The organism is Actinoplanes sp. NPDC051494 (genome assembly GCF_044454705.1).
Classification (GTDB): Bacteria; Actinomycetota; Actinomycetes; order Mycobacteriales; family Micromonosporaceae; genus Actinoplanes.
In genome coordinates this window covers 217,022-230,133 of sequence record NZ_JBITDZ010000014.1, presented here as the reverse complement: position 1 = coordinate 230,133, position 13,112 = coordinate 217,022, and the positions used below count along the sequence as shown (strand labels likewise).

Genomic DNA, 13,112 nt, shown 5'->3' with positions numbered 1-13,112 from the left:
CCGCGGACAGCGGTCGCCGCCCTTCGTCATGTCCGGGCCCGGTGACGCCGCCCACTTGAACAACGTTCAGGATTGAACATCGTTCAAGTTGTTGACAGACTCACCGGCATGCAACTGAAACGCGCGGATGTCGTCACCGGGGCGCTGGAGCTGCTCGGCACCGAGGGCCTCGACGGGCTGACGATGCGCAAACTCGGCTCGCTCCTCGGCGTCCAGGCCGGCGGCATCTACTGGCACTTCACGAACAAGGCTGCACTGCTGGGCGCCATGGCCGACCGGATCGTCGAGCCGATCGGCGCCACCCCGTTCCCGGAAGGCGCCTGGGACGTCCAGCTGACCGAGCTCGGGCACCGCTACCGGCGGGCCCTGCTCGCCCACCGCGACGGCGCCCGGGTGGTCGCCGGCACCTACGTCGTCGAGCCGAACACCGTGCGCGGTGGCGACGCCGCGCTGCGGATCCTGACCGACGCGGGTTTCCCGCTCGACCGGGCCGCCTGGGTGATCGTCGCGGCCGGCAACTACGTGCTCGGCCACACCATCGAGGAGCAGGCCCAGCGCGCCGAGGGCGACTGGGAGCGACGCGGGGCGCAGCTACCCGCCACCGCCATGTCCCACGCGATGAACGACCTGATCAGGGCCGACCCCGAGGAGCGTTTCGGGTACGGCCTGGAGCTGTTCCTCGACGGCGTGCGCCTGCGCCTGCGGGCGGCCCGGCCGTGATCGCCAACCCTGCTGCCGCCCGACGAGCCCGGGACGGCCGGAGCGGCCGGGCCGCACCTGCTGGTCGCGGACGAGAGCGCGCTACCCGCGGCCCTGGCCGTCCTCGCCGGCGCCCTCGCGCTCGACGCCGTGCGCACCGCCACGGACCTGGACACCCCCGCGTACGTCTGGGCCGCGGGCGAGGCCCGGCTCCCCACCGGCGTGCGGCGGCACCTCGTCGCCGGGCGCGGCCTGCCCAGCAACAAGATCGCCTTCATCGGGTACTGGCGGCACGGCCGCTCCAGCCCCGGCTGACCAGCAGGAGGAGACCCCCCATGACCAGAGTCATCAGCACCGAGGCCGAGCTGCGCGAACACGTCAGGACGCCCCTCAAGGTCGTCGCCGACAAGGGCATCGACCATATCGACGCGGCGTCGCGGCGCTTCATCGAGCTGAGCCCGTTCTTCCTGCTGGCCACCGCCGCCGACGACGGCACCTGCGACGTCTCGCCGCGCGGCGACCCGGCCGGCAGCGTCCTGGTGCTCGACGACCACACGCTGGCGTTCCCCGACCGCAAGGGCAACCGGCGCCTCGACAGCCTGCGCAACCTGTTGCAGCGCCCGCACGTCGGCCTGCTGTTCCTGGTGCCCGGTTCCGGCGACACGCTGCGGGTCAACGGCACCGCCCGGATCGTCGCCGAGGCCCCCTACCTGCCACGGATGACCGTGCAAGGATCAACACCCGGCATCGCCGTCGAGGTGCGGGTCGAGGAGCTGTTCCTGCACTGCGCCCGCGCGTTCGTGCGCTCCGCGCTGTGGGACACCGCCACGTGGCCCGGCGACGTCCCCAGCGCGGGCACGATCGCCCGGAGCCAGTCCGGCACCCGGCTGCCCGCGAAGCTCTTCGACGCGGTCCTGAACCACGGCGCCCGCAACCCGTACTGACGGGTAACCGGAGTCTCACCGGCACGTACTCGATTCGTCAGACAATCTGCCGTTGAGAGGGGGCGTGAGCAGAGCAGACGCAGTGACGACGTGGTTCGACGACCGATCCGTGGGCACCAAGGTGTTCACCGCCGTCGGGGCGGTGGCGGTCGCGGCCGCCGCCGGGGGCGTGCTCGCCGTCTCCGGCCTGGCCTCGGTCTACCGCAGCGGCGCCGAGATCGAGAGCGGCAACATGCGCCCGTCACTACTGCTGGCCGACCTGCGGGCGGACGCGCTCACCGCTCGGATCGCGGTCCGCGAGGTCGCGCTCTCCACCGACAAGACCGGCACCGCGGCCACCCTGGCCAAGGACGACACCGCGGTCGAGGCGGCGATCGTGGCCTACCGTCCCGAGGCCGCCGACCCGGCCACCGTCGACCGGTTCGCGCAGCTGTGGGCTCGGTACAAGACCGTCCGCGCGGAGCAGCTGACCGCGGCGCGCGCCGGTGACGCCGTGGCGTTCGAGAAGGTCGCCACCGAGCAGGCCAACCCGATCATGACCGACGCGATGAGCGCGCTCGACGCCGCCTCGGACGCCGAGACCGCCGAGGCGACGGCCACGGTCCGGGAGGCCGAGCGCGAGTACGCGGCCACCCGTACCCGGCTGATCCTGGTCCTGGGTCTGGGGGTACTGGCCGGGCTGCTCGCCGGCTGGTACACCGTGCGCCGCATCGTGGGGCCGCTGCGGCGGGTCGGCACGGTGCTCGACGGCATGGCCGGCGGGGACCTGACCCGGTCGGCGGGCACCGGCAGCCGCGACGAGATCGGTGTGATGGCGGCCGCGCTGGACCGGGCGATGGACGGGGTCCGCGAGACCGTCGCCGCCGTCGCCGCCACCGCGGCCACCGTCGCCGGCTCGGCGCGCGAGCTCGCCGACACCAGCGGCACCATCGCGGCGAGCGCGGAGACCACCTCCGACCGGTCGCGGACGGTGTCGCACGCGGCCGGCGAGATCTCCGCCAACGTGCACAGCGTGGTCGCCGGCGCCGAGCAGATGTCCGCCTCGATCCGCGAGATCGCCCGGTCCGCCGCCCAGGCCGCCGAGGTGGCCTCGGCCGCGGTGGACGCCGCCCGGGTCGCGTCGGGCACCGTCGGGCAGCTGGACACGTCCAGCACCGAGATCGGCAACGTGCTCAAGCTGATCAGCTCGATCGCCGGGCAGACCAACCTGCTGGCGCTGAACGCGACCATCGAGGCGGCCCGGGCCGGGGACGCCGGCAAGGGTTTCGCGGTGGTCGCCTCCGAGGTCAAGGACCTGGCCCAGGAGACCGCCAAGGCGACCGAGGACATCGCCGCCCGGGTCGGCGCGATCCAGGACGACGCCCGGGCCGCGGCCACCTCGATCAGCGAGATCAGCGCGGTCATCGAGCAGATCAGCCACTTCCAGACCACCATCGCGGCGGCGGTCGAGGAGCAGACCGCGGTGACCGGCGAGATCGGCCGCAACGTCGCGCACGCCGCGGCCGGCACGGACCAGATCGCCGGCACGATCAGCGGCGTCGCCGAGGCCTCCGCCGTGACGAGTACGGGCCTGGAGCGCACCCGGGGCGCCACCGACGACCTGGCCACGGCCGCCGCCGGCCTGCAGAGCCTGGTCAGCCGCTTCCGTTACTGAGCGCTCACCAGGTGATCCGGCCGGGATAGGTGACCTCGGCGAGGCGCCGCTGGCCGGCGACGCTGGGATGGAAGTAGTCGACCTTGTTGAGCAGGTCGATGTCGAAGCGGACCCCGTGCGCCCCGCCGCCGTCCCAGCGGCACCGGTCGCCGTACGCCTCGCAGGCCTGGCCGAGCTGGTCGTTGTAGGCGTCGATGCGGTCGTCGACCCGGTCCCGGCGGGCCTCGGCGGCCTCGCTGTCCGAGGTGGGGTCGGCGAGCATCGACGGGCAGATGCCCAGCTTCCAGGCGCGGACCGCGGCCGGGTCGTCGTGGGCGAGCTCCCACAGCCGGTGCACGTCGGGGATGCTCGCGACGAGGATCCGGGCTTTCGGCAGTCCGTCCCGGAGCCGGTCCAGCCCGGCGTCGACGCGTTTGCGGAACGCCTTCACCGACGTCATGCTGTCGGCGCCGCCGCCGCAGGCGTCGTTGGCCCCGATGAGGATCGTGACGTACTGGACCTTGGCGTCCACCGCGGACGCCGCCTGCTTCGCGAGGTCCGCCGAGCGGGCCCCGGGGACCGCGAAGTTGCGGGCGTGCCCCTTGATCCGGGGATTCTTGGCGAGGATCCGCTGGTAGTGGCTGTCCAGGCCGTCCGCTCCCCCGGTGGACCACGAGTTGCGGCTGCACGCGACGAAGACCCGGCAGCTGCCGTACCCGGCGGTGATCGAGTCGCCGAGCGCGGCCATCGAGGACGGGTAGCCCTTCTTCGCGCCGCCGGTGGACGTCGGCTCGGGTGTGGCGCCCGCGCCGTCGCAGGCCAGGGCGAGGACACCGAGAACGGCCAGGACCGCGACATGCCAGCGACGAAGCACCGGACCCCCATGCTCACTCAATGCCATGATCACCAAATGTCATGATCACTAAATGTCATGACACAAGCACCCTAAGCCATGTGCACCCCGTACCGGAAACGTGCCCGGGGCCGTCGCGACCCGCTCCGGACTCTGATTCTCAGGAGTTGCTCAAGCTTGCCCCGCCCGGACCGATCAGTGAGACGTGTTCACCCGGGCGACGTCTCTTACAGGCTGGCTACCGACGGGCGGCGGTCTTCGCGACGAGGACTGGGCCCGGCGGCACCGGCTGCTGACCCTCATGCTGGCGGCCTGCGTGGCCGCGCTGACCGGTTTCGGTGCGTTCTGGCACGGTCTCGACCGGGCCTGGCTGGTCACCGTGCTGCTCATCCTGCCCTGCGTGGTGCTGGCGGTGCTGCTGCCGCCGCGGCGGCTGCCGTCGGTGTTCGTCGCGCTCGGGTTCACCATCGTCTGCGGCGGCTTCGTCTCGATGGCGCACGGGCTGACCGAGGCGCACTTCACGTTCTTCATCGCCGTGGCCGCGCTCGCGCTGTACCGCGACTGGGCGCCGTTCGGGATGTTCCTGGTCGCCACCACGCTGCACCACGCGGTGTTCGGCGTGCTGGTCAGCGACCGCACGTACGACCACCACAGCGCCATGTCGCACCCGCTGCTCTGGGCGATCCTGCACGGCGTGGCGGTGCTCGCCGCCGCCGGGTTCCAGGTCGTCGCGTGGAAACTGACCGAGGCCGAGGAGAAGCGCGCCCAGGAGAACCTCGACGACAGCCAGGCCCAGCTGAACATCGCGTTCGACGAGACCCCGGTGCCGACCCTCATGCTGGCCCCCGACGGGCGGGTCATGCGCACCAACGCGGCGTACCGCACCTGGCTCGGCCTGCCCGACGAGCTGCCCCCCGGGTTCAGCGTCGCGGACCTGCCGATCACCCCGGTCGGGACCGGCCTCACCGACATCTTCGACCGGATGCGCTCCAGCCGTGACCCGGTCGTCGTGACCCGGCAGTACCAGCGGCACGCCGACGACGCGCTGCTGTGGGTCGAGACGCACGGCACCGGCCTGTACGACGCGCACGGCACGATGCGGGCGATGTTCGTGCACTGCATCGACGTCACCAGGACCCGCGAGCACGAGGCGCAATTGCAGTACCGGGTGCGTCACGACCAGCTGACCGGGCTGCTGTCGCGCAGCGGCTTCGAGCACGACATCATCAGCATGCTGACCGGGCGCCCGCTGCCCGCCACCGTGCTCTACCTCGACGTGGACCGCTTCAAGGCGATCAACGACGGCTCCGGGCACGCGACCGGCGACGAGGTGCTGCGCGCTCTCGGCGTACGCCTGCAGTCCGGCGTGCCGCGCGGATCGCTCGCCGCCCGCCTCGGCGGCGACGAGTTCGTGATCGCCCTGCCGGTCACCCCCGACGAGGGCCGCCGCATCGGCGAGGCGCTGATCGCGGCCATGGCCGAACCCCTGGTGATCGATGGCAACCGGGTCCAGCTGTCGGTGAGCATCGGCCTGGCCGGCGCCCAGGGTCCCGGTGAGGCCGAGCGGGCCGTGCTGTCCGCGGACACCGCCATGTACGCGGCCAAGCGCGGCGGCGGCAACCGGCTCGAGATGTTCAGCGACCAGATGCGCGTCGCCGTGCAGGACCGCATCGTCGCCGAGGCCCGGCTGCGTGCCGCCCTCGACGGTGACCTCGAGGTCACCCTGCCGGTCTGGTTCCAGCCCATCGTGGCCGGCGCCGACGGCCGCATCATCGGCGCCGAGGCGCTGGTCCGGATGCGCACCCCGCAGGGCGAGATCCTCGCGCCCGGCCACTTCATCGGCGCCGCCGAGGAGACCGGCCTGGTGGTGCCGCTCGGCGAGCACGTCCTGGTCTCCGCGCTGCGGCACCTCATGTACTGGAACAACGACCTCGGCTACGTCTCGGTCAACGTCAGCCCGCGGCAGCTGTCCGAGCCGGGTTTCGTGCCGATGCTCGCCGCGCTGCTCGCCCGCGCCCCCGGCCTGGACCCGTCCCGGCTGGTCCTGGAGATCACCGAGACCGCGGTGCTGGCCACCTCCGGCGACTTCCAGAGCCGGTTGTACGCGATCAAGGCGCTCGGTGTCCGGATCGCCCTCGACGACTTCGGCACCGGTTACAGCTCGCTGACCTGGCTCCAGTCGGTCCCGGCGGACGTGGTCAAGCTGGACCGCTCGTTCGTGGCCGGCCTCGCCACCGACCCCCGCAAGGCGTCGATCATCTCGGCGACGTTGTGGCTGGCCCAGTCGCTGGGCATGACCGCGGTGGCCGAGGGTGTCGAGGAGGTCGAGGACTGGCAGGCGCTGCGCGCGGCGGGCTGCCCGGCGCTGCAGGGTTACTACTTCAGCCGCCCGCTGCCCCCGGCCGAATTCGACGCACTGCTGCGCAGCGGCGCCGGTCATTCCGTCGATCTCGTGACGGCCTAGGGCCGGGTGCGGTTTGGGTACCGGGCGTCGTATTGTACCCGCCATGGTTGTTCTGCTCACCCCCCAGCAACGCCGGCCTGCCGGCCAACCCTCCCCGCCCCGCAAGGGCCGGATCGCGGTGCTCGACGGACTCCGGCTGGTCGCGGCGCTCACGGTGGTCAGTTACCACTTCACCGCGTACGACCGGGGTCAGCCCAAGTGGTGGGGAGGCCCCACCGAGACGGTGTTCCCGACGCTGGCGCCCATCACGGCGTACGGCTGGCTCGGTGTGGAATTGTTCTTCCTGATCAGCGGATTCGTGATCTGCATGAGCGCGTGGGGCCGGTCCCTCGGTGACTTCCTGCGCTCACGCATCGTGCGGCTGTACCCGGCCTACTGGGCGGCGGTGCTGCTGACGTTCAGCGTGCTGACCCTGTGGCCGATCGTGCGCCAACCGGTCTCCGGCAGCGAGATGCTGGTCAACCTCACCATGCTGCACGAGCCGCTCGGGATCTCGCCGGTGGACGCGGTCTACTGGACGCTGTGGGTCGAGGCCCGCTTCTACCTGCTGTTCGCGCTCGTGGTCTGGCGCGGTCTGACGGTGCGCCGGGCGGTCCTGTTCGCCGGTGGCTGGCTCGTGGCCGCGGCGATCGCGACGCAGGCGGACGTACCCGCCCTGAACGTGATCGTGATGCCCGATTACGCGCCATACTTCTCGGCCGGCATCGCGCTGTTCCTGATCCACCGCTTCGGCTCGCACATCGGTCTCTGGGGCCTGGTCGGGGCGTCGTTCCTGATGGCGCAGCACCACGCCATGGGCCAGAGCCAGCACATCGCCGAGGACATCCTGCGCCGGCCGATGCCGGCCTGGCCGGCGCTGATCATCGTCGCGACCGTGTTCGCCGCGATGGCCGTGGTCGCCACCGGGCGCCTGGACGGCATCCAGTGGAAGTGGCTGACCGTCGCCGGCGCGCTGACCTACCCGCTGTACCTGGTGCACGAGTACATCGGCTGGACGCTGATCTACTACCTGCACGAGCACCTCAACCGTTACCTCGTGCTGGCCACGGCGGTGACGGCGGTGCTGCTGCTCGCCTGGCTGATCCACAAGCTGGTCGAACGCCCGCTGTCGCGGATCCTGCGCGACCGGCTGAAGCGCCCCATCTCCCAGTGACACCCGGCCGGCCCCGATCCCCGGGGCCGGCCCCCGCCCCGCTCAGTCCAGCAGTTCGCGGACCCGCGGGATGACCTCGGTGCCGTACAGGTGGATCGCCGTCATGAGCGACTCGTGCGGCAGCGTCCCGGCCGAGTACTTCAGATCGAAGCGCTGGATCCCGAGCGCCGTGACCGTACGGGCGATCTTCGCGGCCACCGTCTCCGGGGAACCGACGTGCCACGCCCCCTCGCTGATGTCGTCCTCGAACCGGTCCCGGGTCAACGGCGGCCAGCCCCGCTCGGCACCGATCCGGGTGATCGACTTCTGGGCGTGCGGCCACAGCGTCTCGACCGCCTCCTCGTCGGTCGCGGCCACGAAGCCCGGCACGTGCACCGCCACCGGCAGCCTCTCCCGGTCGAACTGGTCGAGAGCCCGGTGGTACAGCTCGACGTACGGGGCGAACCGGGCCGGGTCGCCGCCGATGATCGCCAGCACCATCGGGAAACCGTGCTGCGCGGCGCGGACCACCGACTCCGGGCTGCCGCCGACACCGATCCAGGTCGGGATCGTGCCCGCCTCGGTCTTCGGGAAGACCTCCTGGTCCTGCAGCGCCGGGCGCACCGTGCCGCTCCAGGTGACCGGCTTCTCGGTGAGCAGCTCGGCCATCAGGTCGGCCTTCTCCGAGAACAGCTGCTCGTAGTCGGCCAGGTCGTAGCCGAACAACGGGAACGACTCGGTGAACGAACCCCGGCCCAGGGTGATCTCGGCCCGCCCGTCGGAGACCGCCGCCAGGGTGGCGAACCGCTCGAACACCCGCACCGGGTCGTCGGAGCTGAGCACGGTCACCGCGGTGCCGAGCCGGATCCTGCGGGTACGGGCGGCGATCGCGGCCAGCACGATCTCCGGCGCTGACACCGCGTAGTCGTCCCGGTGGTGCTCACCGAGCCCGAACACGTCCACGCCGACCTCGTCAGCCAGCACTGCCTGCTCGACCACGTTCCGGATCACCTGGGCGTACGGCAGGGAGTTGCCGTCCTTGTCCACGGTGACGTCACCGAACGTGTCGAGGCCGAATTCCACGGAGCTCATGCCGCGATCCTAGAACGCCCGGCGATCATCGCGGTCGTCCCGGTGATCCACCGGACACCACCTCAGGTGCGCGGGTGCCCCGCCGATGACAGGTCCGACCACGAACGGGACAAGGAGCATCATGGGGCAGCGGAGTCACCTGCGCGACCCCTGGCTGCTCGGCCTCGCCGGGCTGGCGGTGCTGTGCGTGCCGTGGTTCCTGGCCGGCCCGGCCCCGCTGCTGTCCACGTGGCTGGTGCAGACCGCGCTCGACGTGCTGCTGGTCTTCCTCGGGTGGCGGCTCGCCCGGCTGTCCCGCCACCGGCCGTACTCGCTGCGGTTCTGGCGGGCCCTGCAGATCGCGATGATCTTCTGCGCGGTCGGCGACGCCTACCAGACCAGCCTGGTGCTGCGCTTCCCCGGGCACACCGGCGTCTCGGTCGTCCAGACCACGATGGTCGTGCTCGCCATGTCGATCGTCGCGGTGACCATGCTGTGCCACCCGCTCGGCGCCACCGGCCGGCAGCGGCTGCGGTTGTGGCTCGACGCGGTGACGGTGCTGGCCGGCGTCGCGGTGTTCCTCTGGTACTTCACACTCGCACCGCAGCTCAGCAGCGCCCACGACACCGACCGCTACGCCGCGGCGGCCAGCGCGGCGGTCATGCTGGTGGTGGTGTTCGGCCTGCTCAAACTCGTCTTCAGCGAACTGGCCCCGTTCCTGCTGGGTCCCGGCATCGTGGGCAGCCTCGGCGTGGCGACCACCGCGCTGGGCACCTCGGCCGGACTCGTGCTCACCGGCGGCCACGACCAGCGGATGATCTTCCTGGCCCAGGTCCTGTCCTGCACCCTGATCCCGATCAGCCTGCGCATGCAGGAACTCCAGACCCGCCGCCTCGACGCCACCCGCCCCGCCGACCGGCGCCGGCGCTACAGCCGCATGCCGTACGTCGCGGTCATCGCGGCCGAGGTCCTGCTGGTCGTCGCGCTGCCGCACACCAGTGCGGACGTGCGCACCTGGGGCGTCACGATCGGCGTGCTGGCCATCACCGCGCTGGTGCTCGGCCGCCAGCTGGTCGCGTTCACCGACAACGACCGGCTCCTCACCGACCTGCACGAACAGAAGGAATGGTTCCGGTCGCTGGTCCAGCACGCGTCCGACGTCACCCTGGTCGTCGGCCCGGGCGACATCATCCGGTACGCGAGCCCGTCCGCGACCCGCATCTTCGGCACCACCCAGGCGGTCGGTGCCGGGCTGGACATCTACCTGCACCCCGACGACCTGCCGGCGTTCCACGACCTGCGCGAGGAACTGGCCGCCGAACCGGGCACCGACGCCGCCGTCCAGGTCCGCGTCCGCCACGCCGACGGCACCTGGCGCTGGCTCGACCTGGTAGGTGCTGATCTCACGGCCAACCCGAGCGTCCGCGGCGTGGTCTACAACGCCCGCGACGTCACGGAGGCCCGGGCCCTGCAGGACCAGCTGCGCCACGAGGCCACCCACGACCGCCTCACCGGCCTGGCCAACCGCACCCTGCTGGCGGAACACCTGGCGGCGACGGGCCCGGCCCCGGTAAGCGTCCTGGTAGCGGACCTCGACGGCTTCAAACAGATCAACGACCTCCACGGCCACCACATCGGCGACGACCTGCTGGTGGCGGTGGCCCACCGCCTTCGAGCCGCCCTGGGCCCCCACGACCTCGCAGTCCGCCTAGGAGGCGACGAATTCGCCATCATCCTCCCGGCAGCCACCCCCGCCACCGCGGCAGACCTGGCCGCCCACCTGGCCACAACCCTGACCCACCCGTTCCTGATAAACGGCCTCCCCCTGACAGTGGGGGCAAGCATAGGAACCGCAACCGGCCCAGCCGACAACCCCGACGCCCTACTCCGAGAAGCCGACGCAGCAATGTACCGAGTAAAGAACGCAGTCTGACCCTTCGTTCCCGAAGCCCAAAAATAACCACCACCCGAACCCGCAACTGCACCCGTAACCGATGCACCCCCTCAACACCCCCGCCGAACCCCCACCCCCGACCAGAACCACACCCAAGCCACGCCACAATCCCCGCGAAAATACAAAAGCGGTCCCCGATAGCCCCAGAAAAACGCGACCAGAACCATCACCAGGACCGCGCCCGAACAAACCGCCAACCCCACCGAAACCGGCCCCCCGCCCCGGCCCCACAACTGAGGCCAGCATCCGAACTGCGCCCGGCGCCACACCCTTTCCTATACCCGCGCCCGGCACAGGAACCGCAGCCAGACCGACGACCGGAACCGCCGCCGGAACCGCCGCCGGAACCGCAGCCGGGGCCGGGGCCGGAACCGCAGCCGGGGCCGGGGCCGGAACCGCAGCCGGGGCTGGGGCTGGGGCCGGGGCTGGGGCCGGAACCGCAGCTGGGGCTGGGGCCGGGGCCGCAGCCGGAACCGCAGCCAGGGCTGGGGCCGGGGCCGGGGCCGGGGCTGGGGCCGGAACCGCAGCCGGGGCCGGGGCCGGGACCGGGGCCGGGACCGGGGCCGCAGCCGGAACCGCAGCCGGGGCCGGGGCCGGGGCCGGAACCGCAGCCGGAACCGCAGCCGGGGCCGGGGCCGGGACCGGGGCCGGGACCGGGGCCGCAGCCGGAACCGCAGCCGGGGCCGGGGCCGGGGCCGCAGCCGGGGCCGCAGCCGGGGCCGCAGCCGGGGCCGCAGCCGGGGCCGGGGCCGGGGCCGGAACCGCAGCCGGGGCCGCAGCCGGGGCCGGCGGAAGCGACCCCAGAGCACGCATCAACGCGGTCCACAACGACTCGATCGCCCTGTCCACAAACGCATCACCACGCGTGGCGCGCAATTCACTCATACGCGCGACATGAACCCGGTACTTTCCCCAAGCACGATTCTCGGCATGCTCACGACGGAACCTTTCGCGCTCCAGCGAATAGTTCCTCGATCTGGTCCGATCGCGCATATCCGTGACCTGATCACGTGTGAACATCGACATCTGCCCCATGCCCTTTATTGTCCTCCGAGCCGCCCGGAACGTCCAACTGGATCATCGACAAGTTTCGCGACCGGCAAAACATCAATTGACTCCTGACGTGGCGAAGCCCGCTGACAGAAGACCGACAGATTCCGGCGCTGCATGCGTTGTCGGGCTGCGGAGTAAAGAGTACGTTCGTAGCCATGAAAGCCAACGAATATACGCGACGTCAAGAGCACGATACTTTGTGCAAACGGCCGAGCTGACGCGAACAGGGAAGTGACACACAAGCGCTCGTGCCGCAGCGAAAGAAACAGTGTGGGCCGCAAATAATTGCGCGAAGGGAGACGTCGTGGCAGATACGTCGTCGACTGGCGCGGTGCCGGGGTGGACGCACAACGGGGCAAGCCCGGAGCGGGCGACCGCTCTCGCCAGGCGGAGCGCCCGGCATCACGACCCAAAGTGGGTAAGCCCCGGAGAGAAGCCACCGGGAGGCGAGGTATCGGCACCAGCAGGAGAGATCGGGAACAGGGCACCGGGTGAGGGCGGGGCTCCTAGAGCGCTGCCACCCCGGCGACCACGGCCATGCCGTTGGCGTTGCCGTCGCCTCCGTCGGGCCATTCGTGGACCCAGACCAGGCCTGGGGGGACCAGTTCCGCGTCACCGAAGAACTGCAGGATCTGGTCGCGGGTGCGGCCGTGGGCGGCTGAGACGTCGGTTCGGCGGTAGAGGGCTGTCACCTCCGCCTCCTTGGCGTCGGCCGGGGTGTCGGAGATGCCGTGCGAGATCACCAGGTAGGAGCCGATGGGCAGGGCCTGGCGGAGACGGGCCACCGCTTCGTAGGCGGAGTCCTCCGTCACGAAGTGCAGCATGGCCACCAGCATGAGGCCGACCGGTTGGTCGAGGTCGATGAGGCGGCGGACCTGGGGGTGGTCCAGGACCGCGTCGGGGAAGCGCATGTCGGCCTGGATCGCGCAAGCCCAGGGGTTGTCCTTGAGGATGTCGTTGCTGTGAGCCACCGCCACCGGGTCGATGTCGACGTAGGCCACCCGGGCGTCCGGGATGCGGCGCTGGGCGATCTCGTGGACGTTGCCGACCGTGGGGATGCCGCTGCCGATGTCGAGGAACTGGCGGACACCCCGGTCGAGGAGATAGTGCACCGCCCGGCTGAGGAAGGCCCGGTTGGCGCGGGCCATGTCACCGGCCGTGGGGATCATGGCCAGCAGGCCCTGCGCGGCCTCACGGTCGGCGGCGAAGTTGTGGTTGCCGCCGAGCAGGGCGTCGTAGATGCGCGCGCTGCTGGGACGGTTCGAGAAGTCGGGATCGGCGTTCGCCATGCCGAGAAACCCTACTCCAT

General features: G+C 71.3%; 11 protein-coding genes. 7 read left to right on the top strand and 4 right to left on the bottom strand.

The window, feature by feature from the left end; all coding sequences use genetic code 11:
* Positions 1 to 108 precede the first annotated feature (108 nt).
* The 4 genes from ACIA6A_RS36615 to ACIA6A_RS36600 all read left to right on the top strand — a co-directional run bounded on the left by ACIA6A_RS36615 (position 109) and on the right by ACIA6A_RS36600 (position 3,297).
* Positions 109 to 720, top strand: a complete 612-nt coding sequence (locus ACIA6A_RS36615) for a TetR/AcrR family transcriptional regulator C-terminal domain-containing protein (protein WP_396102642.1) — start codon at positions 109 to 111, stop codon at positions 718 to 720.
* 9 nt (positions 721 to 729) lie between these two features.
* The gene (locus ACIA6A_RS36610) at positions 730 to 1,014 is read left to right on the top strand and encodes an SIP domain-containing protein (RefSeq protein ID WP_396102690.1); all 285 of its coding nucleotides are present in this window, start codon (positions 730 to 732) and stop codon (positions 1,012 to 1,014) included.
* Between the two features lie 20 nt (positions 1,015 to 1,034).
* Positions 1,035 to 1,643 (top strand): MSMEG_1061 family FMN-dependent PPOX-type flavoprotein, encoded by a 609-nt coding sequence (locus tag ACIA6A_RS36605; RefSeq protein ID WP_396102641.1) that lies wholly within the window; start codon positions 1,035 to 1,037, stop codon positions 1,641 to 1,643.
* Between the two features lie 64 nt (positions 1,644 to 1,707).
* Positions 1,708 to 3,297 (top strand): methyl-accepting chemotaxis protein, encoded by a 1,590-nt coding sequence (locus tag ACIA6A_RS36600; protein ID WP_396102640.1) that lies wholly within the window; start codon positions 1,708 to 1,710, stop codon positions 3,295 to 3,297.
* Positions 3,298 to 3,301: 4 nt separating this feature from the next.
* Here ACIA6A_RS36600 and ACIA6A_RS36595 read toward each other — a convergent pair whose 3' ends face one another.
* Positions 3,302 to 4,150, bottom strand: coding sequence for an SGNH/GDSL hydrolase family protein (locus ACIA6A_RS36595; RefSeq protein ID WP_396102638.1), 849 nt, complete (start codon positions 4,148 to 4,150; stop codon positions 3,302 to 3,304).
* A gap of 184 nt (positions 4,151 to 4,334) precedes the next feature.
* Here ACIA6A_RS36595 and ACIA6A_RS36590 point away from each other — a divergent pair, with 184 nt between their 5' ends.
* Both ACIA6A_RS36590 and ACIA6A_RS36585 read left to right on the top strand, forming a co-directional pair.
* Positions 4,335 to 6,593, top strand: a complete 2,259-nt coding sequence (locus tag ACIA6A_RS36590) for a putative bifunctional diguanylate cyclase/phosphodiesterase (RefSeq protein WP_396102637.1) — start codon at positions 4,335 to 4,337, stop codon at positions 6,591 to 6,593.
* Positions 6,594 to 6,636: 43 nt separating this feature from the next.
* A complete protein-coding gene (locus ACIA6A_RS36585; protein WP_396102636.1) occupies positions 6,637 to 7,746 on the top strand; it encodes an acyltransferase family protein in 1,110 nt (369 codons plus the stop codon).
* A 42-nt stretch (positions 7,747 to 7,788) separates the two neighbouring features.
* On the opposite strand, the gene ACIA6A_RS36580 is transcribed toward ACIA6A_RS36585, so the two are convergent.
* Complete coding sequence (locus ACIA6A_RS36580; protein WP_396102635.1) at positions 7,789 to 8,817, bottom strand: LLM class flavin-dependent oxidoreductase; 1,029 nt, start codon at positions 8,815 to 8,817, stop codon at positions 7,789 to 7,791.
* Positions 8,818 to 8,938: 121 nt separating this feature from the next.
* On the opposite strand from ACIA6A_RS36580, the gene ACIA6A_RS36575 reads away from it, so the two are divergent.
* Positions 8,939 to 10,729, top strand: coding sequence for a diguanylate cyclase domain-containing protein (locus tag ACIA6A_RS36575; RefSeq protein ID WP_396102634.1), 1,791 nt, complete (start codon positions 8,939 to 8,941; stop codon positions 10,727 to 10,729).
* A gap of 296 nt (positions 10,730 to 11,025) precedes the next feature.
* Here ACIA6A_RS36575 and ACIA6A_RS36570 read toward each other — a convergent pair whose 3' ends face one another.
* Positions 11,026 to 11,559: a hypothetical protein gene (locus ACIA6A_RS36570; RefSeq protein WP_396102633.1), complete on the bottom strand. Its 534-nt coding sequence runs from the start codon at positions 11,557 to 11,559 to the stop codon at positions 11,026 to 11,028.
* Positions 11,560 to 12,309: 750 nt separating this feature from the next.
* The gene (locus ACIA6A_RS36565) at positions 12,310 to 13,092 is read right to left on the bottom strand and encodes an SAM-dependent methyltransferase (RefSeq protein ID WP_396102632.1); all 783 of its coding nucleotides are present in this window, start codon (positions 13,090 to 13,092) and stop codon (positions 12,310 to 12,312) included.
* Positions 13,093 to 13,112 lie beyond the last annotated feature (20 nt).

What these genes read in the sequence shown, in the direction of transcription:
- ACIA6A_RS36585 (WP_396102636.1), top strand. Translation starts at nt 6,637, where the DNA reads ATGGTTGTTCTGCTCACCCCCCAGCAACGCCGGCCTGCCGGCCAACCC.
- ACIA6A_RS36565 (WP_396102632.1), bottom strand. Translation starts at nt 13,092, where the DNA reads ATGGCGAACGCCGATCCCGACTTCTCGAACCGTCCCAGCAGCGCGCGC.
- ACIA6A_RS36575 (WP_396102634.1), top strand. Translation starts at nt 8,939, where the DNA reads ATGGGGCAGCGGAGTCACCTGCGCGACCCCTGGCTGCTCGGCCTCGCC.
- ACIA6A_RS36615 (WP_396102642.1), top strand. Translation starts at nt 109, where the DNA reads ATGCAACTGAAACGCGCGGATGTCGTCACCGGGGCGCTGGAGCTGCTC.
- ACIA6A_RS36580 (WP_396102635.1), bottom strand. Translation starts at nt 8,817, where the DNA reads ATGAGCTCCGTGGAATTCGGCCTCGACACGTTCGGTGACGTCACCGTG.
- ACIA6A_RS36605 (WP_396102641.1), top strand. Translation starts at nt 1,035, where the DNA reads ATGACCAGAGTCATCAGCACCGAGGCCGAGCTGCGCGAACACGTCAGG.